Origin of the sequence: Sphaerisporangium sp. NPDC005289 (genome assembly GCF_040607455.1) — a bacterium.
Classification (GTDB): Bacteria; Actinomycetota; Actinomycetes; order Streptosporangiales; family Streptosporangiaceae; genus Sphaerisporangium; species Sphaerisporangium rhizosphaerae.
The window spans coordinates 143,447-168,165 of sequence record NZ_JBEXGS010000023.1 but is presented as its reverse complement, the minus strand read 5'-3'; the positions used below and the strand labels follow the sequence as shown (position 1 = coordinate 168,165).

At 72.3% G+C, this 24,719-nt stretch carries 16 protein-coding genes and 2 pseudogenes; 6 read left to right on the top strand and 12 right to left on the bottom strand.

Features of this window, described 5'->3' with window-relative positions; genetic code table 11:
* Both ABZT47_RS31865 and ABZT47_RS31860 read left to right on the top strand, forming a co-directional pair.
* A complete protein-coding gene (locus ABZT47_RS31865; RefSeq protein WP_354850390.1) occupies positions 1 to 114 on the top strand; it encodes an RICIN domain-containing protein in 114 nt (37 codons plus the stop codon).
* A gap of 221 nt (positions 115 to 335) precedes the next feature.
* On the top strand, positions 336 to 1,034 hold the full coding sequence (locus ABZT47_RS31860; protein WP_354850365.1) for an MBL fold metallo-hydrolase: 699 nt from the start codon (positions 336 to 338) through the stop codon (positions 1,032 to 1,034).
* 50 nt (positions 1,035 to 1,084) lie between these two features.
* Here the strand turns inward: ABZT47_RS31860 and dnaE are convergent, their stop codons facing one another.
* Both dnaE and ABZT47_RS31850 read right to left on the bottom strand, forming a co-directional pair.
* Positions 1,085 to 4,606, bottom strand: a complete 3,522-nt coding sequence (dnaE, locus tag ABZT47_RS31855; RefSeq protein ID WP_354850362.1) for a DNA polymerase III subunit alpha — start codon at positions 4,604 to 4,606, stop codon at positions 1,085 to 1,087.
* A gap of 315 nt (positions 4,607 to 4,921) precedes the next feature.
* A pseudogene (locus ABZT47_RS31850) lies at positions 4,922 to 5,215 on the bottom strand (chorismate mutase); the annotation flags it as partial.
* Between the two features lie 930 nt (positions 5,216 to 6,145).
* Between ABZT47_RS31850 and ABZT47_RS31845 the strand changes: the two are divergent.
* From ABZT47_RS31845 to ABZT47_RS31835, 3 genes are all read left to right on the top strand, one after another.
* Entirely contained in the window at positions 6,146 to 8,761 is a 2,616-nt protein-coding gene (locus ABZT47_RS31845; protein WP_354850359.1) for a protein kinase, read from the top strand.
* 235 nt (positions 8,762 to 8,996) lie between these two features.
* Positions 8,997 to 10,679 (top strand): protein kinase, encoded by a 1,683-nt coding sequence (locus ABZT47_RS31840; protein WP_354850356.1) that lies wholly within the window; start codon positions 8,997 to 8,999, stop codon positions 10,677 to 10,679.
* Positions 10,680 to 10,722: 43 nt separating this feature from the next.
* Entirely contained in the window at positions 10,723 to 12,234 is a 1,512-nt protein-coding gene (locus ABZT47_RS31835) for a serine/threonine-protein kinase (protein WP_354850353.1), read from the top strand.
* Between the two features lie 114 nt (positions 12,235 to 12,348).
* On the opposite strand, the gene ABZT47_RS31830 is transcribed toward ABZT47_RS31835, so the two are convergent.
* From ABZT47_RS31830 to ABZT47_RS31815, 4 genes are all read right to left on the bottom strand, one after another.
* Complete coding sequence (locus ABZT47_RS31830; protein WP_354850350.1) at positions 12,349 to 13,278, bottom strand: RluA family pseudouridine synthase; 930 nt, start codon at positions 13,276 to 13,278, stop codon at positions 12,349 to 12,351.
* Positions 13,271 to 13,978, bottom strand: a complete 708-nt coding sequence (gene lspA / locus ABZT47_RS31825; protein ID WP_354850348.1) for a signal peptidase II — start codon at positions 13,976 to 13,978, stop codon at positions 13,271 to 13,273. The genes ABZT47_RS31830 and lspA overlap by 8 nt, the downstream gene beginning before the upstream one ends.
* A complete protein-coding gene (locus tag ABZT47_RS31820; RefSeq protein WP_354850388.1) occupies positions 13,942 to 14,352 on the bottom strand; it encodes a TraR/DksA C4-type zinc finger protein in 411 nt (136 codons plus the stop codon). The genes lspA and ABZT47_RS31820 overlap by 37 nt, the downstream gene beginning before the upstream one ends.
* An 85-nt stretch (positions 14,353 to 14,437) precedes the next feature.
* Positions 14,438 to 14,707, bottom strand: coding sequence for a DUF167 domain-containing protein (locus ABZT47_RS31815; protein ID WP_354850345.1), 270 nt, complete (start codon positions 14,705 to 14,707; stop codon positions 14,438 to 14,440).
* Positions 14,708 to 15,051: 344 nt separating this feature from the next.
* Between ABZT47_RS31815 and ileS the strand changes: the two genes are divergently transcribed.
* Positions 15,052 to 18,210 carry an isoleucine--tRNA ligase gene (gene ileS / locus ABZT47_RS31810; RefSeq protein ID WP_354850343.1) on the top strand — a complete coding sequence of 1,053 codons (3,159 nt, stop codon included), beginning with the start codon at positions 15,052 to 15,054 and terminating at the stop codon, positions 18,208 to 18,210.
* A gap of 149 nt (positions 18,211 to 18,359) precedes the next feature.
* On the opposite strand, the gene ABZT47_RS31805 is transcribed toward ileS, so the two are convergent.
* The 6 genes and pseudogenes from ABZT47_RS31805 to ABZT47_RS31780 form a co-directional block, all read right to left on the bottom strand.
* A complete protein-coding gene (locus ABZT47_RS31805) occupies positions 18,360 to 19,586 on the bottom strand; it encodes a sigma-70 family RNA polymerase sigma factor (protein ID WP_354850340.1) in 1,227 nt (408 codons plus the stop codon).
* A pseudogene (locus ABZT47_RS31800) lies at positions 19,586 to 20,001 on the bottom strand (YciI family protein). The gene ABZT47_RS31805 and the pseudogene ABZT47_RS31800 overlap by 1 nt, the downstream one beginning before the upstream one ends.
* Positions 20,002 to 20,228: 227 nt before the next feature.
* Positions 20,229 to 20,687, bottom strand: coding sequence for an Imm26 family immunity protein (locus ABZT47_RS31795; protein ID WP_354850337.1), 459 nt, complete (start codon positions 20,685 to 20,687; stop codon positions 20,229 to 20,231).
* 33 nt (positions 20,688 to 20,720) lie between these two features.
* Positions 20,721 to 21,017, bottom strand: coding sequence for a hypothetical protein (locus tag ABZT47_RS31790; protein WP_354850334.1), 297 nt, complete (start codon positions 21,015 to 21,017; stop codon positions 20,721 to 20,723).
* 262 nt (positions 21,018 to 21,279) lie between these two features.
* Positions 21,280 to 22,578 carry a beta-ketoacyl-[acyl-carrier-protein] synthase family protein gene (locus ABZT47_RS31785; RefSeq protein ID WP_354850331.1) on the bottom strand — a complete coding sequence of 433 codons (1,299 nt, stop codon included), beginning with the start codon at positions 22,576 to 22,578 and terminating at the stop codon, positions 21,280 to 21,282.
* A gap of 282 nt (positions 22,579 to 22,860) precedes the next feature.
* Positions 22,861 to 24,471 (bottom strand): alpha/beta fold hydrolase, encoded by a 1,611-nt coding sequence (locus ABZT47_RS31780; RefSeq protein ID WP_354850328.1) that lies wholly within the window; start codon positions 24,469 to 24,471, stop codon positions 22,861 to 22,863.
* Between the last annotated feature and the right edge of the window lie 248 nt (positions 24,472 to 24,719).

Below are 24,719 nucleotides of genomic sequence, written 5' to 3'. Positions count from 1 at the left end.
GTGCAGTCCGGACTGTGCCTGGACGCCACCGGACAGGGCACCGCCAACGGCACCACCATCCAGCTCTACACCTGCCACGGCGGCACCAACCAGAAATGGACCTGGACCCGCTGAACCCCCCCACGATCACCGGGCCGGCCGTCCCCCCGGGGGCCGGATCGCCCTCGCGCCGGGTGTACCCCTCGTCGCCGGCCATGGTGATCAGGTCGTAGGGGCCGATCGACGCGCCATGCCGCACCCCGGCGATCTTTCCGCTATGAGTGGATTCGCCGTTGGTGGGTGCGCCATGAGCGGATCCGCGACCGTCTCGGACGCGCGCGGCCTACGGTACGGGCATGCCGATCATCCAGCTTCGCCCTGAGCTGCACATGCTCGTCCTGCCGTTCGGACAGGCGTACCTGTGGCGTGACGCCGGCTCGGTGACCCTCGTCGACACGGGGATCGCCGGAAGCGGCTCGCACATCGCGGAGGCGCTCGGGACGCTCGGCCTGCGTGAGAGCGACATCGACCGCGTCGTCCTGACGCACGGCCACAACGACCACTACGGCGCGGCGGCCGAGGTCAGGGCGTGGAACGGTGCCATCGTCATGGCGCACCGCGACGACGCGCCCATCGTGCGCGGCGAGGTCCCGCGGCCGTCGCCCGACCTGACCGGCTGGGAGCGCGACCTGTGGGAACGCCTCGGCGTCGACGACCTGCCTGCCGCCCCGCCCTGCCCGGTGGACCGCGAACTCGTGGACGGCGACGTCCTCGACTTCGGCGGCGGCGCGCGGGTCATCGCGATACCTGGGCACACGGACGGCAGCATCGCCCTCCACCTGCCCGGGCCCGGAGTCCTGTTCACCGGCGACACCGTGGCGAACGTCGGAACCGTGATGCCCGGCGTCTTCAACACCGACCGCGAGCGGGCGATGGAGTCCTTCCGCGCCCTCGCCGGGCTGGAGGCGACCCTCGCCTGCGTCGGTCACGGCGACCCCATCACCGGCGACGTCGGCGCCGCCCTGCGCGCCGCCGCGTCGGCCGCACCCGCCTGACCGGGCCGTCATCCCGGCCTTGATGGGGTCGCGGGGCCACGGGAGAGGGGTCAGACGCCGAGGCAGGCGGGGCCGAGGAGTTGCTTGAGGTCGCCCATCAGGGCGGGCGAGGTGGCCACCCTCAGGCGGTCGTCCAGGCGCATCACGGTGGTCTTGGAGCCGCTGTGCAGTTGCAGGTGGACCTCGGTGGTGCCGCGGTGGGTGGACAGGACCTCCTTGAGGCGGCCGATCACCGGAGGCGTGCACCGGGTCACCGGCATGCTGACGACCAGCGGGCCGCCGGCCTCCTGCGACAGGTCGGGGGCGGTGACCTCCATCGCCACGATCTTGGCGACGTCCTCCCGCTTGTCGAGCCGGCCCTTGACGAAGACGATGGCGTCCTCGGCCAGCACGGTGGCGCACAGCTGGTAGGCCGAGGGGAAGATCATGACCTCGATGGCGCCCTCGAGGTCCTCCAGGGTGGTGAGCACCCAGGTGTCGCCCTTCTTGGTGACCTTGCGCTGCAGGCCGGTGAGGATGCCGCCCACCGTGATGACCTGCCCGTCAGGACGGTCGTCGGACTGCAGCGCCGCCACCGAGCAGTCGGCGCCGGAGGACAGGATGTGCTCGACGCCGAACAGCGGATGGTCGGAGACGTACAGGCCGAGCATCTCGCGCTCGAACACCAGCAGCGTGGACTTGTCCCACTCCCCCGCCGGGATCTGCACGTCGAAGGTCTGGTCCTCGGCCCCGTCGATCGCCCCGAACAGGCTGTCCTGGCCGATGGCCTCGTTCTTCTTGATGTCGATGATGGCGTCGACGGCCTGCTCGTGCACCATGACCAGGCCCTTGCGCACGTGGCCGAGCGAGTCGAACGCCCCCGCCTTGATCAGCGACTCGATGACCCGCTTGTTGCAGACCAGCGCCGGCACCTTGCGCAGGAAGTCCTTGAAGTCGCCGAAGCGGCCCTTCTCCTTGCGCGCGCCGATGATGCCGTCGACGACGTTGCCGCCGACGTTGCGGATGGCCGACAGGCCGAAGCGGATGTCGGTGCCGCGCGGGGTGAAGTCGAAGTCGGAGTCGTTGACGTCCGGCGGCAGCACCTTGATGCCCATGCGGCGGCACTCGTTGAGGTAGAGCGCCGACTTGTCCTTGTCGTCCTTGACCGAGGTGAGCAGCCCGGCCATGTACTCGGCCGGATAGTTCGCCTTGAGGTAGGCGGTCCAGTAGGACACCAGCCCGTAGGCGGCGCTGTGGGCCTTGTTGAAGGCGTAGTCGGAGAAGGGGACCAGGATGTCCCACAGGGTCTTGATGGCCGCGGCGGAGTAGCCGTTGTCCTTCATGCCCTGCTCGAAGGACGCGAACTGCTTGTCCAGCTCGGCCTTCTTCTTCTTGCCCATCGCGCGGCGCAGCAGGTCGGCCTTGCCGAGCGAGAACCCGGCGACCTTCTGCGCGATGGCCATGACCTGCTCCTGGTACACGATCAGGCCGTGGGTCGTGCCGAGGATCTCCGCCAGCGACTCGCGGAACTCCTCGTGGATGGGGGTGATCTCCTGCTGGCCGTTCTTGCGCAGCGCGTAGTTGGTGTGGGAGTTGGCGCCCATCGGCCCCGGCCGGTAGAGCGCGCCGACGGCGGAGATGTCCTCGAAGTTGTCGGGCTTCATCAGCCGCAGCAGTGAGCGCATGCCGCCGCCGTCGAGCTGGAACACCCCGAGGGTGTCGCCCCGGCCGAGCAGTTCGTAGGTCCTGGGATCGTCCAGCGGCAGCTTCAGCAGGTCGATCATGTTGCCGGTGTTGGCCTCGATCATCTTCAGGCAGTCGTCGATGATCGTGAGGTTGCGCAGGCCCAGGAAGTCCATCTTGAGCAGGCCGAGCGTCTCGCAGGTCGGGTAGTCGAACTGCGTGATGATCACGCCGTCGGAGTCGCGGCGCATGATCGGGATGTAGTCGGTGAGCACGTCCGAGGACATGATGACGCCCGCGGCGTGCACGCCGGTCTGCCGGATCAGCCCCTCCAGGCCCCGGCCGAGGTCCATCGCCGCCTTGACGTCGACGTCCTCCTCGTACAGCTTGCGCAGCTCGCCGGCCTCGTTGTAACGCGGGTGATCTTTGTCGAAGATGCCCGACAGCGGGATGTCCTTGCCCATCACCGCGGGCGGGAACGCCTTGGAGACCTTGTCGCCGAGCGCGTAGGGGTAGCCGAGGACGCGGGCGGCGTCCTTGATGGCCGCTTTCGCCTTGATGGTGCCGAAGGTGGCGATCATCGCGACCTTGTCGGCGCCGTACTTCTCGGTGACGTACCGGATGACGTCGGCCCGCCGGCGTTCGTCGAAGTCGATGTCGACGTCGGGCATGGACACGCGGTCGGGGTTGAGGAACCGCTCGAAGATCAGGCCGTGCGGCAGCGGGTCGAGGTCGGTGATGCCGAGCGCGTACGCCGCCAGCGACCCGGCGGCCGAGCCTCGGCCGGGGCCGACCCGGATGCCGTTGTTCTTGGCCCACATGATGAAGTCGGCGACGACGAGGAAGTAGGAGGGGAACCCCATCTGCAGGATGACGCTCATCTCGAACTCGATCTGCCGCTGGTGCTCCTCGTCCACCCCCTCGGGGAACCGGCGCCGCATGCCGCGCTCGATCTCCTCGCGGAACCAGCTCTCCTCGGTGTGGCCTTCGGGGATGGGGAAGGTCGGCATGAGGTTCTTGAAGGTGAACATGCCGGCCGGGTCGACCTTCTCGGCGACCAGCAGCGTGTTGCGGCAGCCCTCGGCCCACAGGTCGGAGGAGTCGACCGCGCGCATCTCGTCGGCGGTCTTGATGTAGTAGCCGCTGCCGTCGAAGCGGAACCGGTCGGGGTCGGACAGCTGCTTGCCGGTCTGGATGCACAGCAGCGCGTCGTGGGAGGTGGAGTCGGACTCGTAGGTGTAGTGGGAGTCGTTGGTCACCAGCGGCGGGATGCCCAGCTCGGCGGAGATCCTGGTGAGCCCGTCGCGGACCCGGCGCTCGATGTCGAGGCCGTGGTCCATGATCTCCAGGTAGTAGTTGTCCTTGCCGAACAGCTCCTGGTAGCGGGCGGCGGCCGCGAGCGCCTCGTCGTACTGGCCCAGGCGCAGGCGGGTCTGCACCTCGCCCGAGGGGCAGCCGGTGGTGGCCATCAGGCCGTCGGCGTGCTCGGCGAGCAGCTCGGCGTCCATGCGGGCCCACTTGCGCACGAAGCCCTCGGTGTAGGCGCGCGAGGAGAGCTTCATCAGGTTGCCCAGGCCCGTGGCGTTGCGCGCCCAGATCGTCATGTGGGTGTAGTAGCCGCCCGCCGACACGTCGTCGCGCTTCTGGTGCGGCTCGCCCCACAGCACGGGCTTCTTCTGGTGGCGGGAGGCGGGGGCGACGTAGGCCTCGATGCCGATGATGGGCTTGATGCCGGCCCCGGTCGCCTGCTTGTAGAAGTCGTAGGCGCCGTGCATGTTGCCGTGGTCGGTGATCGCGATGGCGGGCATCTCGAGATCGCCGACCTGTTTGAACATCTGCTTCAACCGCGCCGCTCCGTCGAGCATGGAGTACTCGGTGTGAACGTGCAGATGCACAAACGATTCAGCCATGCGGGCCGTCCCTCTCCCCTCGATCCGGTGCGGCGGATGAGAGCCTACGCCGTGCCGGGCGCCTCTCGTGGCACACGGGGCCCGCCGGTCTCAATCGTGATCCGGCACCGGAGCGGCCAGGGCCCGCACGGCCGCGCGATCACGCAGGTCGCCCTGGTCGGAGGCGCCTTGGGAGCCGCCCTGGACGCCGTCGGGCGCGTGTTCGCCTCCATTCTCCCGCGTGTCGCCGCCCGGCGCCCCGCCCGTCCGGACCGTCGCCGGCGGCCCTCCGCCCGTCGCGGCCGGCGCCGCGTCCCCGGCGGGCCGAGCCGTCTCGGCCCGCTCTCGCTCGGCCAGGTGCAGCCCGGCCTCGATGACGGCGTTCATGACCGGCGCGAGCAGTTCCTCGCCGAGCCGCGGGGCGCGGCGGGCCATCGCGGCGACCAGGCGGCGCTCGCGGTCCATGTCGCGCCCGGCGAAGCCGCCGACCGGCTTGAGCCGCTGGATGGTGCCCGCCAGGCCGGCGCGGCGCTCCAGCAGGACGGCGAGGGCCGCGTCCACCCGGTCGATGGCCTCGCGCGCCGCCGCCACCGTGGCGGGGTTCTCGTCGCGTACCAGAGCGCCGACCACGGTCACCGCCTCGCGCGCCGCCGCCACCACCGCCGCCGGGGCCTGCGGCCCGAGCCACAGTCCGTCCGCCCCCGCGGCCACGACCGCCGCCGCGAGGCCCGCGTCGCCACCGGGAGCGGCGATCACGGGCAGGCCCGAGCGCTCACCGGCCACGAGCGCCGCGGCCAGGTCGGCGGCGAGGCCGTCGCCGGGGTCGCCGTCCTCGCACAGCACCACGCCGCGCGCCCCCGCCCCGGCGCACCGGCCGGCGGCCTCCAGCCACTCCTCCAGCGGAGTGCCCGCGGTGCGGGTCAGCACGACGGGCAGGGCGAGCGCGCACACGGCCTGGGCGAAGCCGGGGTCGCGCGACCACGACGGAGCGGCGAGCACCGCCCCGTCGGCGTGCGCGGCGAGGGCGGGAAGGTCGTCATGGGACGCCGGCTCGGCGAGCAGCGGCCCGTCCCAGTCGGATCTGGCCCGCGCCAGCGCCTCGGCGGCGCGCCCGGCGCCGGGTCGCACCCAGCGCCCGTCGGCGCCCGTCCCGGAGGCGGGGTCGCCGCCCAGCACCACGGCCGGCCCCGCGCCCACGGTGAGGCTCCCGATCTGTACGGCCTGCGGACCCGGTCGCCCGGTCGATGACATGTCGGCTCCCTGTGGTGGGCGCCGGCCGCGTCACCCGCGAGCCGGCGGGGTCGTTGAATGACGAAAGGACGAAGACCGCTCGTCTCCGCCTCTGCCGGCTCCGGTTGTCGCTAGATCGTGACGGCGACCGGCCCTCCCGGAGCCGGGCCGAAGACCACGAAATAGCAAGTCACGGCCTCAAGGGTAACAGAGATGCGCCATTTGCTGGACGCCGCGTCTCACATGGCGGACTGATCGAGCGGCGCCGCGTTTGCACGTGCGCACCTCTATGGGACGATTCATTCGCCTGAAAGGGGGTAGCGGCGGGTGATGTCGGAAGCACGGCCGGGCGAACGGCGACAGGGACGCCGCGTGGCCGACCGCTACCAGCTACTGGAGCCGATCGGCCGTGGCGGCATGGGCATCGTATGGCGGGCGCACGACGAGCTGCTCGACCGGGCCGTCGCCGTCAAGGAGGTCCGCTATCCCGGTGACCCTCAGGACGACGAGGTCGCCGAGCTCAACCGCCGCACGCTGAGAGAGGCGCGGGCCGCGGGCCGGCTCGCGCATCCGAACGTCGTGGTGGTCCACGACGTCATCGAGGAGAACGGCCGCCCCTGGATCGTCATGCAGCTGGTCGACTCGCGCTCGCTCGGCCAGGTGCTGCGCGACGACGGGCCGCTGCCGGTGCGCATGGTCGCCGAGATCGGCCTGCAGGTGCTGGAGGCGCTGCGCAGCGCGCACGCGGCCGGCGTGCTGCACCGCGACGTCAAGCCCGAGAACGTGCTGCTCACCGACGACGGCCGGGTGGTGCTCACCGACTTCGGCATCGCGCGCATGGAGACCGACACGACGATGACCCGCACGGGTCTGGTCGGCACGCCCGCGTTCATCGCCCCCGAACGCCTGCGCGGCTACCCCGCCCAGCGCGAGTCCGACCTGTGGTCGCTCGGCGCGACGCTGTACGCGGCGGTCGAGGGCCGCCCGCCGCACGACAAGGGCATGGCGATGGCCACGATGCACGCCGTGCTCAACGACGAGCCCGAGCCCGCGCTGCGCGCCGGCCGCCTCGGCGCCGTCCTGTCCGGGCTGCTGGAGAAGGACCCCGACAGCCGCCTGAGCGTCGACCAGGCCGAACGCATGCTGCGCAGCATCGCCGAGGACCGCTCCAGCGTCCCCACCACCTCCCAGCGGACGCTGCCGGCGACGCCGCTGCCCACTCCCCCCACCAGCCCGCCGCGCAAGCAGCCCAAGCCGGCCCGCCGCCCCGCGGGACAGCCCGAGCAGGCCGCGCCGCGGACGGGCGCGGAAGCCGGGTCCGGCGACCGGGCCGGGGCGCTGGAGAAGGTCCAGTCGCTCAAGCAGGCCCCCTCCGCCGAGCCTTCCCCCGGTGAGGCCCCCGGAGGGGCCGAGGCGCCGGCCGCGGGCAAGGCGGCCGGGAAGGCCGCCGCGGCGGCCGGGCTCGCGGCGGCGGGCGCCGCGGGAAAGACCGCACAACCGCGTACGACCGGAGAGCCTCGGACGCCTCGGACGGCCGGAGAGGGCGCGCAGGCCGCGCCGGACGCCGGGTCCGCGGGGGCCGGCGACCAGGAGGCCGGTGTCCCCGCGTCCACGCGGACCGCCGGCACCCCTTCGACCGGCGACGCGGAGCGGGACCGGAGCCTCACGGACGACGACGAGGCCCGGCGACGGGACCTCGAAAGCGGCGAGAACGAAGCCGAGCGTGAAGACCGCCTCGCGGACGCTGGCAGGAGCGCGGCGGAGCGGGAACAGGCCGCCGGGTCCGCGGAGGCCGACCTCCCCGGGCCGGCCGGCCCGCGGTCCACGGCCCCGTCCCGCCCGGAGGGCAGAACCGCCGGGCGGCCGGTCAACGCGCCCGTCCAGCCGGTCAGGCCCGCAAGTCCCGTGGAGCGGTCCGCCGAGCCCGCGGCCTCCGCCGGGGCCGGTGAGCCGCAGCGTCCGACGAACGTCCCGAGACGACCAGGCGCGCGCGGCACCGACGCGCACACCCGGCCCGAGACGCGCAAACGCCCCTACGGCGGCTCGTCCGCCTCCCCCGCCGCGGCCTCCTCCGAGGCCTTGGCCGCCTCCTACGAGGGCCCGGCCCCGTCGGCCTATGACGACATGACCGGCCACGGCGCCACCTCGATCGCCCCGCCGGTGGTCCCCATGGCGCCGGACGAGGACGGCTCCGGCGGCCCCCGGCGGCCGGTGCCGCTCCTGCGCGTCGTCCTGGTCGCCATCCCGGCCCTGCTCATCGTGGCCGGCGTGGCCATGTGGCTGGGCGCGCGCGAGGCCTCCGACCCCCCTTCGGACGGCGCGGCGGCGTCCGGCGGGCACTCCTCGGCCGCTTCGAGCGACCCCACGGGCGCCGGAGGGACGGCCCCGCCGTCCTCCGGGGCGTCCCCGGCGCCGTCCGGGGACGCGTCCTCCTCGCCGTCGTCCTCGCCGAGCGAGACGGCCGAGCCGACGTCCTCCCCCAAACCGACCTCCTCCAGTCCGGCGGGCGTCCCCAAGGGGTGGCACAAGTACAAGCACTCCAGCGGGTTCTCCCTCGCCATCCCCAAGGGGTGGCACGTGGACGGCCGGGGCAACGGGGAGGTGCGTTTCCGCGGGGACTCCCACACCTACCTGGAGGTCCACCACACCGGGAGCCCCGAGTCCGACGCCCTGAAGGTCTGGCGGCGCGACGTGCCGGGCATGAGCCGCAACTTCCCCGGCTACCGGCTGGTCGCCATCAGGGAGGTCAAGGGCTACTGGAAGACCGCGGCCGACTGGGAGTTCACCTTCGGCGACAGCCGCTTCCGGTCACGCGTGATCGACCGCGGCTTCGTCACCGACAAGCACAACGGCTACGCGCTGCTGTTCAAGACCGAGGACAAGGACTGGAAGGCGAAGAAGAAGCTCTTCGACACCCTCGCCGCCACCTTCAAGCCCGCCAAGTAGCCCACCCGAGACACCATCGGGTGGCAGCGGCTCCCCCGCCCGCGGGTCGCCGCTCCGGTGCCCGCCGGACGTCCGGCGGTGGTCGGCCGTCGGCGCCGGGAGAGTGGTCGGCGCCGGGACGGTCGTCGGCCGCCGACCGGGAGCGGTGGTTCGACGTCCGCCGGGCGGCGGTCCGGTGCCCGCACGCGTCCGGTTATGGGACGATGCGGTGGCCGGGAAGGGAGGGCGGGGCGAGGTGACCGCTGAGACGCAACGCCGGGTCGCCGGCAGATACCGTCTGCTGGAGCCGATCGGGCGCGGCGGCATGGGCGTGGTGTGGCGGGCCCACGACGAGCTGCTCGACCGCCCGGTCGCGGTCAAGGAGGTCCTCTACCGCGCGATGAGCGAGGAGGACCGCGCCGCCTTCAACCGGCGCACGATCCGCGAGGCGCGGGCGGCCGGCCGGCTGGACCACCCGTCGGTGGTCGTCGTCCACGACGTCATCGAGGAGGACGGCCGTCCCTGGATCGTCATGCAGCTCGTGCGGTCGCGCTCGCTGGGCGAGGTGCTCAGGTCCGCGGGCCCGCTGGAGCCGCGGACGGTGGCCGACATCGGCGGGCAGGTGCTCGACGCGCTGCGCGCCGCGCACGCCGCAGGGGTGCTCCACCGGGACGTCAAGCCCGAGAACGTCCTGCTCACCGAGGGCGGCAGGGTGGTGCTGACCGACTTCGGCATCGCCACCATGCCCGAGGAGACCGCGCTGACCACGACCGGCGGCCTGTCGGGCACCCCCGCGTTCATCCCGCCCGAGCGGCTGCAGGGCCGGCCCGCCGTGCCCGAGTCCGACCTGTGGTCCCTGGGTGCGACGCTGTACGCCGCCGTGGAGGGCCGCCCGCCGTTCGACCGTGGGGCGCCTGTGCCGACGATGGCGGCGGTGCTGAACGACGAGCCTGAGCCGCCCCGGCTGGCCGGGCCGCTGGTCCCGGTGATCGCCGGGCTGCTCCGCAAGGAGCCGGGCGCGCGCCTGTCCGCCGCCGAGGCCGCCGAAGCCCTGCGCCGCGTCGCCGCCGGACAGGGTGCCGCGTGGCGGGCGGGGCAGGGTCCCGGGTGGCAGACCGGACAGGGTCCCGGGTGGCAGACCGGGCACGGTCCTGGACCGGGGGCCGTGCCGCCGTTCCAGGGCGGGACGATGCCCGGCGCCGCCCATGCCCAGTGGTCCACCTTCGAGGGGCCGGCGGCCGGGACCGGCGGGCCCTCCCGCCGGCCGAGGTCCCGGGCAGCCGTGCTCGTGGGCGTCCCGGTGCTGGCCGTCGCCGTCGGCCTGGGCGGCTGGTACGGCTACCGGCAGGTCGCGGGCTCGGCGGCCGCCTCCTCCCCCACACCGGCGCGGACGTCCTCGGCGGCGGCGCCCTCGTCCTCCCCGTCAAGCCCGAGCGCGACCCCGAGCGCGAGCCCGTCGCGCCCGAGCCCGAGCCCCTCGGAAGCGGGCATCGTCCTGCCGGAGGGCTGGCGTCCGCACACCGACGCGCTGGGCTTCAGCGTCGCCCTCCCCGAGCGCTGGTCGGAGTTCGGCCGGGACAAGACCCGCGTGCACTTCCGCATGCCCGGCTCGCGCGGCTTCCTGCTGGTCGACACGACCCCGTGGACGGCCGCCGACCCGCTGACGGCGCTGCGGGAGGTGGAGGAGCAGGCCGTGGCCAGGAACCGCCTGCCCGGCTACCGCCTGCTGTCGCTGCGCGCCCTGACCTACCGGGGCCGGCCGGCCGCCGACTGGGAGTTCACCTGGACGATGTCGTCCGGGCGGGCGCACGTGCTCGACCGCGCCTTCGCCACGGCGGACGGCCGGCAGTACACGATCTACTGGCACACGACCGACGCGACCTGGAAGAGAGATCGTCCCCTTTTCGAGATGTTCGTGAAAAGTTTCCGGCCGTCCTGACTACGAGTGCATGTGACCGAAATTTTGGGGTAGCCAGCCCAACATGCCGGATTCCTCCCAGGTCACAGACCGAGTCGTGGCAGGCCGATACCGTCTGCTGGAACCCATCGGCCGAGGTGGAATGGGCACCGTCTGGCGGGCCCATGACGAGATTCTCGGCCGCGAAACAGCCGTCAAGGAGCTGATCGCGCCACCGGAGCTCACCGGTCCTGAACGCGAGATCTTCGCGACGAGAACCTTCCGGGAGGCGCGCGCCGCCGGACGGGTCAGCCACCCCGGCGTCGCCACCGTCTACGACGTGTTCGAGGAGAACGGCCACCCCTGGATCGTGCTCCAGCTCGTGGACTCCGACACGCTCGGCGCCGTCGTCCGCGACCAGGGACCGCTCCACCCGGTGCGCGTGGCCGAGATCGGCCTGGAGGTGCTGGCCGCGCTGCGCGCCGCCCACCACGCCGGGGTGCTGCACCGGGACGTCAAGCCCGACAACGTCCTGCTGGCCAAGCACGGCGGCCGGGCAGTGCTCACCGACTTCGGCATCGCGACCCTGGAGGACGACTCCCCGGTCACCCGGACCGGCACGCTCATCGGCACCCCGGCGTTTATCGCGCCCGAACGGGCCGCGGGCGGCCAGGCGACCCGGTCCTCGGACCTGTGGTCCCTCGGCGTCACGCTGTACGTCGCTGTGGAGGGGCGTTCGCCGTTCCAGCGCGGCAATCCGCTGGCCACGCTCGGCGCGGTCATGCACGACCCGCCCGAGCCGATGCGGCTGGCCGGCCCGCTCGGCCCCGTGCTGAACGGCCTGCTGCGCAAGGACCCGGCAGAGCGGCTCACCGCCGCCGAGGCCGAGCACTACCTGCGGATGGTCGCCGCCGGCATCCAGCCCGAGCCGACCACGCCGGCCCTGCCCGTGCAGCCGCCGGCCCCGGTGCCGGCCCAGGCGTCGAGCCCGACCAGGGAACGACTGGCCGCCGCCCCGATCACCGACCCGGCGTCGGTGCCGCCGCAGGCCAGGCCGGGAGGCGGGCGCGGCATCGCGCTCGCCGGGCTCACCTCGCTGATCCTGTCGGTCGGCCTGGTGGCCGGCGGGCTGGCCTGGGTGACCGCCCGCTCGGCGGGCACCTCGACGCCGGAGGTCTCCCCGACCGTGCGGGTCACGGTGTCGGTCACCCCGACCGCCGAGCCGGTCACCCGGCGCTCGGGCCAGGACGGCTACACGCCCTCGCGCGGCGGGCGGCCCAGCGTCCACGCGCCGGTCTCCTCGGCGGCCCGCACCGGCCAGGGGCGGCCGACGCCGGACCGGACCAAGGGCGGCGAGGACAAGCCGACGCCCAAGCCCAAGCCCTCCGCCAAGCCGACCCCGAAGCCCAAGCCCACCAAGACCCAGAGCGACAAGGGCGAGAACGACCCCGTGCCGCCCGGTGAGGGCGGCGACGAACCGCGCGGCGACGGCCAGGACGGCGGGGGCGGCGGCGAGGGCGACGTCACCAACGACCAGGGCCAGACCAGCGGCGACGACGCCTCCTACGTCGACGGAGGCCCCCTGTCGGGCAGGTGAGCCCGGACGGCGGCCCGGCGGCCTGACCGTGATCACCCGGCGGACCGGACGGCGCCCGGCGGCCCGGCCGTGATCACCCGGCGGACCGGACGATGCCCGATGGCCCGGCCGTGGTCAGGACTCGGCGCGGACGGCGTCCAGCGCGCGGGACAGCTCTTCGGGATAGCCGCTGGTGAAGGTCACCCGCTCGCCGCCCGTCGGGTGGTCGAACGACAGCGAGACGGCGTGCAGCCACTGGCGGGTGACGCCCAGCCGCGCCGCCAGCGTGGGATCGGCGCCGTAGGCGAGATCGCCCACGCACGGGTGGCGGGTGGCCGACATGTGCACCCTGATCTGGTGGGTGCGGCCGGTCTCCAGCTTGATGTCGAGCAGCGACGCCGCCCGGAACGCCTCGATCGTGTCGTAGTGGGTGATCGACGGCTTGCCACCGGCGACGACGGCGAACCGGCCGTCCCCGGCCGGGTGCCGGTCGATGGGGGCGTCGATGGTGCCGCGCAGCGGGTCGGGGTGGCCCTGCACCAGCGCGTGGTAGTGCTTCTCGACCGTGCGCTCCTTGAAGGCGCGCTTGAGCCGGGAGTAGGCCACCTCGCTCTTGGCCACCACCATGACGCCGGTGGTGTTGGCGTCCAGGCGGTGGACGATGCCCTGGCGCTCGGCCGCGCCGCTGGTGGCCACCCGGTGCCCGGCGCCGAGCAGGCCGCCGAGGACGGTCGGGCCGGTCCAGCCGACCGTCGGGTGCGCCGCCACCCCGATCGGCTTGTCGATCACCACGATGTCGTCGTCCTCGTACAGGATGCCCATGCCCGGGACGGGCTCGGCCACCGGCACCGGCTGGCCGGGCGGCGGCGGGATCACGACCTCCAGCCACGCGCCGGCGTGCACGCGGTCGGACTTGGCCGCGGCGGCGCCGTCGACCTGCACGTCGCCCGCGGCGATCAGCTCGGCGGCGCGGGTGCGGGAGAAACCGAACAGCCGGGCGAGAGCGGCGTCCAGGCGCTCGCCCTCCAGGCCGTCGGGGACGGGGAGACTGCGCTGCTCACCCACGGGCGCCGCCCTCCGCGTCGCCGCCACCGCCGGCAGTGCCGTCAGCGCCGCCACCGCCGCCGGACGGGGCGGGGCGCTCGTCACCGGCGCGCGATCCGTCGATCTGGTAGCCCCGCCAGGCGAGGAACACCGCCAGGATGCCGCCGCACACGATCGCCGAGTCGGCGATGTTGAACACGGGGAAGCGGGTGACCGGGAAGACCTCGATCCAGTCGACGACGTGCCCCTGGAAGGGCGCGGGGTAGCGGAAGAGGCGGTCGGTGAGGTTGCCCAGGGCCCCGCCGAGCAGCAGGCCCAGGGTGATCGCCCACGGGACGCTGCGCAGTTGCCGGGCCGTGCGCAGGATCGCGACGACGACGACGGCCGCGATGACCGTGAAGATGATCGTCATGCCGGTGCCGATGCTGAAGGCGGCGCCGGAGTTGCGGATCACCCGCAGCTGCAGCACCCCGGCGATCACGCGGACCGGCTCACGACCCTCCAGCACGTCGACCACGATGGTCTTGCTGAGCAGGTCCAGAACGTAGACCAGCACCGCGAGGGCCGCCAGCGCGCCGATGCGCCGCCCGCGCGGCGCATCGCGCCCCTCGGCGCGCTCTGAAGGCTCGGGGGCCTCGGGGGGCTCGGGGGCCTCGGGCGAGGGGGGCACGTCCGGCGAGGCGTTCAGCGGCGTTCCTCCCGCTGCTTGCACGACACGCACAGCGTCGCCCTCGGGAACGCCTGCAGCCGCTCCTTGCCGATCGGCTTGTGGCACGATTCGCACACTCCGTATGTTCCTGCGTCGATGCGGACGATCGCCCGCTCGTTCTGCGCGATTAGATCGCGCGCATTCAGGGTAAGGGCGATCTCGCGTTCCCGCTCATAGGTCTTGGCCCCCGCATCGGCCTGGTCGTCTCCGGCGCTGTCGCTGATGTCGCCCGAGGCGATCTGCGACTCCGACCTCGCCACCTCCGCGTTCAGCTCGTCGATCTCTCCGAGCAGGCGCCCTCGGACCTCGGAGAGTTCCCCCTCGGTCCAGCCGGCCGCCCCGCTCGTCTCCGTGGCGGTCTTCTCCGCCCGCGTCACACCGGCCATCGAGGCCTCCTCGCCGATCCACCTGTTGAGCAGTGCGGGAAGCATAGGTCGGCCATATCCGAAGAACAAACGACGCGCCGACCGTTTACGCCATCCGTAACGCCGCAGCCCTTTCGGTCAATTCCTGGTCGTTACCGGTTATCTCCACGACCTTGTCCCTGCTTGTCGCTCCGGTTACGAGACGTACCTCCGCCCGCCGCACGCCGAAGGCGTCCGCGACCGCGCGCAGCGCCGCCTCGGTGGCCCTGCCGTCCACCGCCTGGGCGTTGACCTTGACCACGACCGCCTCCTCGCCGTAGGCGCCGCCGACGGACTCGCGGGCGGCGCCCGGCCGCACCCTGATGGCCAGCCTCATAAACGTGTCGGCTCCTTCCCCAACGTGGGATATCGTTTCAGTTTGCAAGGCATTGATGGGGACGAGTACCTCCGAGCCCCCTCGCACGAGCGACCCGGGGACGGTGCGAGCCCGGGGCGAGGCCCGGAGGGAAGATCACCCCGGAGCCGCCGGAAGAACGGCCGCGCCCGTACGACGGTCACGGCCCAGTAGACCCGGCAGCGGTGAACAAAGAGAGGGCCTCTTTTCGGCAGATCTTCTTTTGGGAGATCCGCGGGGGAGGTCAAGGAGGGTGGTACCGCGGGGCCCGGCGCCTCGTCCCTCCACGCCATGGAGAAACGCACGCGTGGAGGTCTGGCCCTACGATGTCCGCACCCTACTTCCGCCCGCTCGCCGCCCAGGTGGACCTGCCCGCCCTCGAGGCCGAGGTGCTCGACCGCTGGCGCGACGGCAAGGTCTTCGAGCGCTCGCTCGAGCAGAACGCAGACGGCCCTGCCTGGGTGTTCTACGAGGGCCCGCCCACCGCCAACGGCATGCCCGGCGTCCACCACGTCGAGGCGCGCGTCTTCAAGGACGTCTTCCCCCGCTACAAGTCGATGCGCGGCTACAACGTGGCCCGCCGGGCCGGCTGGGACTGCCACGGCCTGCCGGTCGAGGTCGCGGTGGAGAAGGAGCTCGGGCTGTCCGGCAAGCCCGAGATCGAGGCGTACGGCATCGCCGAGTTCAACGAGCGCTGCCGCGAGTCGGTGCAGCGCCACGTCGACGCCTTCGAAGACATGACCGAGCGCATGGGCTACTGGGTCGACATGTCCCAGGCTTACCTCACCATGGCCCCCTCCTACGTCGAGTCCGTCTGGTGGTCGCTGAAGGTCATCTGGGAGAAGGACCTGCTGTTCCGCGACTTCCGCATCACGCCGTACTGCCCGCGCTGCGGCACCGGCCTGTCCGACCACGAGCTCGGGCAGCCGGGCGGGTACGAGAACGTCACCAGCCCGTCGGTGTACGTCCGCATGCCGGTCACCTCCGGGCGGTTCGTGGGCACCGACCTGCTCATCTGGACCACCACCCCGTGGACGCTGGTGTCCAACACCGCCGTCGCCGTGCACCCCGACGTGACCTACGTGGTCGCCTCCAAGGAGGGCGAGCGGCCGGTCATCGTGGCCGAGCCGCTGCTCGAGGGCGCCCTCGGCGAGGGCTGGACGGCCGGCGACCGCTTCCCGGGCACCGAGCTGGAGCACACCCCCTACTCGCGGCCGTTCGACCTGGTCGACATCCCCGGCGCCCACTTCGTCGTGCTGGGCGACTACGTCACCGTCGAGGACGGCACCGGACTGGTCCACCAGGCCCCGGCGTTCGGCGCCGACGACATGACGGTCTGCAAGCGCTACGGCCTGCCCGTGGTCAACCCGATCGGCCCGGACGGGCGGTTCCTGCCCGACGTGCCGCAGGTCGGCGGGATGTTCTTCAAGGACGCCGACGAGGGCCTGACCGACGACCTGCGGGCCCGCGGCCTGCTGTTCCGCGGCGACCACTTCGAGCACGCCTATCCGCACTGCTGGCGCTGCCACACCCCGCTGCTGTACTACGCGCTCCCGTCCTGGTACATCCGCACCACGCGCATCAAGGACCGCCTGCTCGCCGAGAACGAGCGCACCGCCTGGTACCCCCCCACCATCAAGGAGGGCCGCTACGGCGAGTGGCTGCGCAACAACGTCGACTGGGCCCTGTCCCGGTCGCGTTACTGGGGCACGCCGCTGCCGCTGTGGGTGTGCACGACCGACGAGTCGCACGTCACCTGCGTCGGCTCGCTGAAGGAGCTCGGCGACCTCGCCGGGCGCGACCTGTCGGCGCTGGACCCGCACCGGCCCTACGTCGACGACGTCGCCTTCCCCTGCCCGGTGTGCGGCGACGAGGCCCGGCGCGTTCCCGACGTCATCGACGCCTGGTACGACTCCGGCTCGATGCCGTTCGCCCAGTGGGGCGCCCCGCACCTCAACAAGGAGGCCTTCGAGGCGGCCTACCCCGGCCAGTTCATCTGCGAGGCGCTGGACCAGACGCGCGGCTGGTTCTACTCCATGATGGCCGTCGGCACCCTGGTGTTCGACCGGTCCTCCTACGAGAACGTGCTGTGTCTCGGCCTGATCCTCGCCGAGGACGGCCGCAAGATGAGCAAGCACCTGGGCAACGTGCTGCAGCCGATCCCGCTGATGAACCAGCACGGCGCCGACGCGCTGCGCTGGTTCATGGCGACCTCCGGGTCCCCGTGGTCACCGCGCCGGGTCGGGCACGCCGCGCTGGAGGAGATCGTCCGCAAGGTCCTGCTGACGTACTGGAACACCACCTCCTTCTTCACGCTGTACGCCAACGCCGAGTCCTGGTCGCCGTCCCGGCTGGCCGAGGCCCCGCCGCACGCCGAGCGGCCGCTCATCGACCGCTGGGCGCTCGCCGAACTGCACCGCACGGTGGCCGAGGTCACCGACGCGCTCGAGGCGTTCGACACCACCCGCGCCGGGCGGCGGCTCACCGAGTTCCTCGACGACCTGTCCAACTGGTACGTCCGCAGGTCGCGCCGCCGCTTCTGGTCGGGCGAGGAGTCGGCGTTCGCGACGCTGTACGAGTGCCTGGAGACCGTCACCCGGCTGCTGGCGCCGCTCGTGCCGTTCATCACCGACCACGTGTGGGACGTGCTGCGCGCGCCCGACGCGCCCGCGTCGGTGCACCTGACCACCTGGCCGCAGGTGCGCGAGGACCTGCTGGACGCCGGGTTGTCTGAGCAGATGGCGCTGGTGCGCCGCCTGGTCGAGCTGGGCAGGTCGGCGCGCGCGTCCAGCGGGGTCAAGACCCGCCAGCCGCTCGGGCGCGCGCTCGTCGGCAGCCCGCGCTGGTCGTCGCTGCCCGGCTCGCTGCGCGAGCTGATCGCCGACGAGCTGAACGTGCAGGCCCTTGAGGACCTGTCGGCGTACTCGGCCGACCTGGTGTCCTTCACCGTCAAGCCGAACTTCCGCGCGCTCGGCAAGCGGTTCGGCAGCGACACCAAGGACATCGCCGCCGCCCTCACCGCGACCGACCCCGCCGAGCTGGCCGCGGGCATCCGCGGCGGCGGGACGGCGACGGTGGTCGTGCACGGCGAGCCGGTCGACCTCGGCCCGGACGAGGTGATCATCACCGAGCAGCCGCGGGCCGGCTGGGCGGTGGAGAGCGGCGCGGTGGGCACCGGCACCGGCGAGACCGTGGCGCTGGACCTCGCGGTCACCCCGGAGCTGATGCGCGCGGGCCTGGTCCGCGAGGTCATCCGCCTGGTGCAGGACACCCGCAAGTCCAGCGGCCTGTCCATCACCGACCGCATCGACCTGTGGTGGACCGCCTCCGGCGACCTCGCCGAGGCCCTGCGCACCGGCGGCGCCAAACTCGCCGAGGAGGTCCTGGCCACCTCCCTGACCGAAGGCACTCCCCCGCAGGACCTCCCCGCCCACCACGACCCCGACCTCGGCCTCACCTTCCACCTCACCCGCACCAGCGCCTGACCCGCACCGTATCGAGGGCCCCGGAACACACGTTCCGGGGCCCTTTACGATGTAGATCATTCTTGACCACGCGCCGGACATGCTCACTTCGGCCGAATCGGTGAGGGCGCCGGCACATCTGACCATGGTCGCCGGCCGAGCCGGAGAGGTCAGCTCAGTGTGGCCGCCTTGCGCAGCAGCACTGAGCGTTCGCGCTGGTTGGCGCACAGCCGGGCCGCCAGTTCGAGCTCGGCGCGCGCTTCCGGTCGCCGTCCGAGCCGGGCCAGCAGCTCACCGCGCACTGTCGGGACCAGATGCGAACCGGGGAGCCGGTCCGAGGCGACCAGCTCGTCCACGATGGCCAGGGCTCGCGCCGGGCCCGAGGCCATGGCGACGGCGACGGCCCGGTTGAGCTCGACCACCGGCGAGGGTGCGACCCGGCCGAGTGCCTCGTAGAGCAGCACGATCCGGTCCCAGTCGGTCGCCTCGACCGAGGGCGCCGACGCGTGGGTGGCGGCGATCGCGGCCTGCAGGCCGTAGGGGCCGAGGCCGCGAGTGGACGCCTTGGCCAGCGCGGCCAGCCCGCGGCGGATCGCCGAGAAGTCCCACCGCCGCCGGTCCTGCTCGCCGAGCAGGACCGGCGAACCGTCCGGGCCGGTCCGGGCCGGGAAACGCGCGGCCGTCAGCTCGCACAACGCCAGCAGACCGTGCACCTCCGGCTCGTCCGGCTGCAGCGCGGCCAGCGTGCGGGCCAGCCGGATCGCCTCGTACGCGACGTCGGGGCGCAGCAGCCGGTCGCCCGACGTGGCCGTCGACCCCTCGGTGAAGATCACGTAGAGGACGCTGAGCACGCCGCCCAGCCGCTCCCGGCGCTCGGCCGCCGGCGGGAGTTCGAACGGCACCCCGGCCGCCGCGATCGTCTTCTTGCCCCGGGTGATGCGGGCCTGCACGGTCGGCACGGGTACCAGGAACGCGCGGGCGATCTCCTCGCTGGACAGGCCGCCGACCACGCGCAGGGTCAGCGCCACCCGGGCCTCGGGGGAGAGCACCGGGTGGCAGCTGACGAACATCAGCGCCAGCACGTCGTCATCGATCTCGTCAGGATCGATCTCTTCGTCGACCGCCGAGTCGGCCGTCACGTCGGCGGCCAGCAGGGCGTATCGGTCCTGGAGGGCGGCCCGGCGGCGGATCGCGTCGATCGCCCGCCGCCGGGCCGTGGCCATCAGCCAGCCGGCCGGATTCGCCGGAGAGGCGAGCGGCCACGACACCAGCGCCTCGGCCACCGCCTCCTGGGCCGCGTCCTCGGCCAGCCCGAAATCGCCGGTGAACCGGGTCAGCGCGGCGACGATCCGCGCCGACTCGATCCGCCAGACGGCCTCGACATCGGCCGTGCTCATCAGATCCGGCCGTCGCTCTCGCGCCCGGCCCGGTCCCCGGTGATCACTGGTCGACCTGCGGGACCTCGTCGCTCCCGGGCACCCGCCGGACCTCGATCTTGGACCCGCGGGCCGCCGGGACCCGCTTGGCCCACTCGACCGCCTCCTGTTTCGAGGCGACGTCGAGCAGGAAGAAGCCGCCGAACAGTTCCTTGGTCTCGCCGTACGGCCCGTCCGTGACCACCGGGGCCTCGCCGCTGAAGTCGACCACGACGCCCTGGCCCGGATCGTCCAGCCCTTCGGCCGCGAGGAGAACGCCGGCCTTGACCATCTCCTCGATGAACCGGCGGGTCGTGGCCATCATCTCGTCAATGTCGGCCATCATGGCCGCGTTCGACTCGTCGGTGCCCCGCATGATCAGCAGGTACTTCGACATCGCGTTCTCCTCCTCCGCCGGGGCCGCCTCTCGGCCCTCGCACCCACAGGTCGAACGAGCGGCCCGCAAATCGACACGACCCCGGAGGAATCTATCGCCGCGCCGCATCGACGACCGTCCCTCATGGAAGCTCACCGCTCTGTTGCCCGCTCGAGTCCGACCACTACTTCGGCACCCGGGCTAGGAAGGCACCAGCGGCCCCATGGGCGAAGGTGGCGCGCCGATGGTCATGGAGAGCTCGTGATCCCCAGTGCCTTGCTCACCTCGACGTCGATCCCGCCGTAGGCGCGAATACCCCATACACCACAGGGCTCGTATCTTTCCTTGAGTTTATTGCCCCATTCGTCATAATAGCTGTCCCAGGTGATGGAATAGAAACAGTGGCGCGGCAGGAGATCGACCTCGGTCGGTTCGGCATGTCCGATCGTCTCAAAATATCCCAGCCGCCATGGCATGCTGTTGATGAAGAAGGGAGGTATCAACAGCTCATCTTTTTTCATATCGCCGGCGTCTACGAACCTCTCGGGCGAACGCAAAGAGTAGATATAGCAAAGAAGCGCCTCGGAGGTGTGCGGATGCTCCTCGGGCAGCCCAGCCAACATTACTCGTCCGAATACATGCCCGACGTTCTCGACGTCGAGCGCGAAGACATCACCCGTGCGCGGACGCACACGCGACTTGCGCATCTTTCGAAGATTACCCACTAGGGTACCCTACCATCAGAGGTTCGGCTTGTTCATGCGCAACCACCACTCCCCCCACTGCAGCATCCTTCGATAATAAGGGTGTTTAGGATTTATGCTGTGGATTCTATTCCTCAGTTCGCTCACACCGCTGAGCTTGTTCCGCATGTACACCGTTTCCTCGATCGCCCTGGCCTGGCCCCGCGTCAGACCTCGCGTCACGATCTCGAAAGTATGATTGTTGAAGCGTTTACCATGTTGATAGGCTCGCTTTTTCGCGTTATTGGTTATTCCGACATATTCGACTCGACCTGTCGTATCGTTGCGGAGCACGTACACAACGTAGTTCTTGGCGCCCTTCGCGAGCTTACCGGTCGCTAGCAATAGGGTAAGCAGCCTCTTAGCGGCGCTCGATTGCGGGGAGCCCATCTCCTTTAGTTCCGGTATGGCCTCATCCGCCCAGTTATCGCCACACCAGGTTGGGTTTCTTCCGCAAACGAAGAAATGTAGCATGTTCTGCGCTTCCGGGGAGTCCCAGTTCTTGGTGCAGTAAATCCGCGTCCTACAGAGATGCGCCTTACCCGCTTTCAGCTCCTTAGCGTAGTCTTCGGCCGAGGTGGGAAGGATGAGGTCCCCGTACAGCGTGAAAGCCGGAGGTGGCGTCACCCAGCTCCGGTGTGGTGAAGAGCAGGCAGGCGTTGTGGCCGCCGAAGCCGAAGGCGTTGGTGAGGGCGGCGGTCCAGTGGCCGTGGCGGGGGCGGCCGGTGACCACGTCGAGCTTGACCCGGGGGTCGAGGTCGTGCAGGTTGCGGGTGGCCGGGACGACGCCCTCGCGCAGGGCGAGCACGGTGGTGATCGCGCCGAGCGCCCCGGCCGCACCGCACAGGTGGCCGGTCATCGACTTGACGGCCGTGACCGCCGGGTGGACGCCGACCGCCTCGGCGATCGACTCGGCCTCGGTCACGTCGCCGAGCGGGGTCGAGGTGGCGTGCGCGCTGACGTGGCCGATGTCGGCCCCGGTCAGGCCGGCCGAGGACAGGGCCAGCCGGATGGCGCGTGCCTGCCCGGCGGAGTCGGCCGCGGTGATGTGGCGGGCGTCGGAGGTGACCCCCGCCCCGGCCAGCGTCGCGTGCGCCCGGGCGCCGCGCGCGGCGGCGAAGCCGGCGCGCTCCAGGACCACCAGCGCCGCCCCTTCCGCGAGGACGAACCCGTCCCGGGCGGCGTCGAAGGGACGGGACGCCTCGGCGGGCGCGTCGTTGCGCTGCGACAGCGCCTTGGCCTGGGCGAATCCGGCGAAGGTCAGCGGATGCAGGCACGCCTCGGCGCCGCCCGCCACGACCACGTCGGCGCGGCCGAGCCGGATCAGGTCCAGTCCCATGGCGATCGCCTCGGCTCCGGAGGCGCAGGCGCTCACCGGGGTGTGGGCGCCCGCGCGGGCGCCCAGTTCCATGCTCACCACGGCCGCCGGGCCGTTCGGCATCATCATCGGGACGGTGTACGGCGAGATCCTGCCGGCCCCGGACGCCTCCAGCAGGTCATCCTGGCCCAGCGTGGTCAGCATGCCCCCGACTCCCGTGCCGATGACCACCGCCAGGCGTTCCGGCTCGACCGCGGGTGTTCCGGCGTCCGCCCACGCCTCCCGGGCGGCGACGAGCGCGGCCTGCTGGCAGCGGTCCAGGCGGCGCGCCGCCACCCGTCCCAGCACGCCCGCGGGGTCGGCCGCCATCCGTCCGGCGATGCGAACCGGCAGGCCCTCGGCCCACTCGTCCTCGATCGGCACAATGCCGGACCGTCCTCCAAGCATCGCCTCCCACGTGCCCGGCACGTCACCGCCGAGCGGCGTCGTGGCGCCGAGCCCCGTGACCGATACGCCCGCCTTCGCACTGACCTGCACTCCGTGGCCCCTTCCGTCGCCGGGGAGGCCGCGCCGGCATGGCGCACATCCCCGCCTCTCACGCTGCCAGCGACGGCGGCACGACACGGATGGGGATGATCGACGAAAAATGCCCGCCCGAATTGTCCGCACCACCGCTTTGCCCGCCCGGGACCGGAGGGAGGACCGGGAGCAGAGGGCGGACCGCGGGCTCAGCGGTCCGCGGCGCGAGGCGGTGGATCCGGCCGGCAGGCGACGGGGCAGGTCCGCATTCGGCCGGTCGGGCGGCGGATCAGGTCCAGGTCAGGTCAGGGTGTGGTTCACCGAGTCGACCGGGACGGGTGGGATGTGGCGCAGGCAGGCGGGGTCGGCGATGTGCCGGTGGCGGATGAAGCGCGTCTCCAGGGACACCACGCACGCCCCGGCCCTGCGGTCGTTCTCGGCGACATGCCCGGCGCTCGGCACCTCGATCACCTCGGCGCGGCGGTACTGGTCGGCCGCCTGCAGCGCCTCCTCGGTCGGCGTGCCGGTGTCCAGCTCGCCGGTCAGCACCAGCACGGGCACGTCCGGCGCCCGGCCGAGCCGCACCCGCGCCCGCTCCCGGTGATCGGGCCAGCCGACGCACAGGTCGCCGAGGTCGGCGATGCCGTGGACCCAGGCTGCCGGCCTGAACGGCCGGTAGTCCCGGGCCTCCAGGTGGTGCAGCAGCGCCCCGAACTGCCGGGCCCGCGCGTGGACCGGGGCGCGCCGGTCCCACAGCACCGGATAGTCGTTGCAGGCGATGGTGACGTACATCGGCATGCTGAAGCGGCCGCCGCCGGATGACCCGCTGATCGGCCGCACCTGCCCCGCCAGTTCCTCAAGCGGGCCGAGGTCCCCGTGGACGCCCGCGCGCAGCGCGGACGGCAGCCGGCCGAGCCGGTCCACATGGCCGGAGGTCAGCTTGTAGACCGTGCTCGCCAGCGCGGTCTCGTCCAGGACGGCGCCCGCGCCGTACCGCGCGGGATGCTCGTCCAGCCGCGCCGCCATGGTCGACAGGTCCCCCAGCACCTCTCCCCCGTCGCACGCGCCGCCCGAGCGGTGGCACAGCAGGCGCAGGGCTCTGCGCATGGCGTGCGCCGACGGCCGGCCCAGCATGTCGAAGCGCAGCGGGTAGGCCCCGGACAGCACGATGGAACGGACATGGCGCGGGTGCCGGCGCGCGTACACCGTCATCAGGTACGTCCCGTAGGACTGGCCGAGCAGGTCGAGCCGGTCGATGCCCAGGTGCGCGCGGACGGCGTCGATGTCGTCGGCGGCGGCGGCCGTCGTGTAGTGCCGCAGGGTGGGGCCGAGCTCACGGCCGCACGCCCTGGCGGCGGCGACCGCCGCCGCGTGCGTGCCGCGCAGACCGTTCCATCCGGCCGACCGGCAGGTCAGCGGATCGGACCTGCCGACGCCACGCGGATCGACGAGCAACAGGTCGTGGTCCTCCAGCAGGTCCCGATATCGTCCGGTGTAGTCGCGGTGCCCGATGACCGCCATGCCCGGTCCGCCGGGGTTGGGGAGGATCGTCCCCTCGGCCGCGCGAGACCTGTCCCGCCGGTACACCAGCCGGTAGGCCACGGCCGTGGTGCCGGCCGCCGGATCCTCCTGGTCCAGGGGCACGCGCAGAGTCCCGCAGAGGGCGTCGGCCGGACAGTCCTCCGGCGTGTCCGCCACGCCTCCTCGAACGGGACCCGGCAGAGACGGCGACGTGGCCGCGACGCCGTACGGCCGTCCGCTCACGCGAGCGGGAACGGGCGCGGACGACGGCTCCCCTGCGCGGGCACGGATGTACGACGACCCGCTCGCGCGAGCGGGGACGGCGGTGCACAACGGCAGGGTCACGGTCCCGGCCAGCAGTGCCGCCAGGACGGCTCTCACTTGGCGCATGCCCCGATCATGCGACGCCGGGGCCCACTCCCCCCGTCCGACGCCCTGGTCCCTACGGCATGATCGGCAAATCAACGGCTCGTCCTTACGTCCCGCGTCCGCGCCGGGCGGGTGAGAGCCTCACCGGCCGCGCGGAAACAGGCCTCGTCAAGATCGGACAGGTCCTAAGGTATGAACCAACCCATTTCGAGGAAGCGGATGCCCTCCTGACAGGGCGTGACGGCCCCGCCGCACACCCCGGCCTCCGC

Bases quoted from the DNA above. Each gene is read 5' to 3' on its own strand.
- dnaE (WP_354850362.1), bottom strand. From the start codon at position 4,606: ATGGCTGAATCGTTTGTGCATCTGCACGTTCACACCGAGTACTCCATG.
- ileS (WP_354850343.1), top strand. From the start codon at position 15,052: ATGTCCGCACCCTACTTCCGCCCGCTCGCCGCCCAGGTGGACCTGCCC.
- ABZT47_RS31820 (WP_354850388.1), bottom strand. From the start codon at position 14,352: ATGGCCGGTGTGACGCGGGCGGAGAAGACCGCCACGGAGACGAGCGGG.
- ABZT47_RS31860 (WP_354850365.1), top strand. From the start codon at position 336: ATGCCGATCATCCAGCTTCGCCCTGAGCTGCACATGCTCGTCCTGCCG.
- ABZT47_RS31795 (WP_354850337.1), bottom strand. From the start codon at position 20,687: ATGCGCAAGTCGCGTGTGCGTCCGCGCACGGGTGATGTCTTCGCGCTC.
- ABZT47_RS31835 (WP_354850353.1), top strand. From the start codon at position 10,723: ATGCCGGATTCCTCCCAGGTCACAGACCGAGTCGTGGCAGGCCGATAC.
- ABZT47_RS31845 (WP_354850359.1), top strand. From the start codon at position 6,146: ATGTCGGAAGCACGGCCGGGCGAACGGCGACAGGGACGCCGCGTGGCC.
- ABZT47_RS31805 (WP_354850340.1), bottom strand. From the start codon at position 19,586: ATGAGCACGGCCGATGTCGAGGCCGTCTGGCGGATCGAGTCGGCGCGG.
- ABZT47_RS31780 (WP_354850328.1), bottom strand. From the start codon at position 24,471: ATGCGCCAAGTGAGAGCCGTCCTGGCGGCACTGCTGGCCGGGACCGTG.
- ABZT47_RS31815 (WP_354850345.1), bottom strand. From the start codon at position 14,707: ATGAGGCTGGCCATCAGGGTGCGGCCGGGCGCCGCCCGCGAGTCCGTC.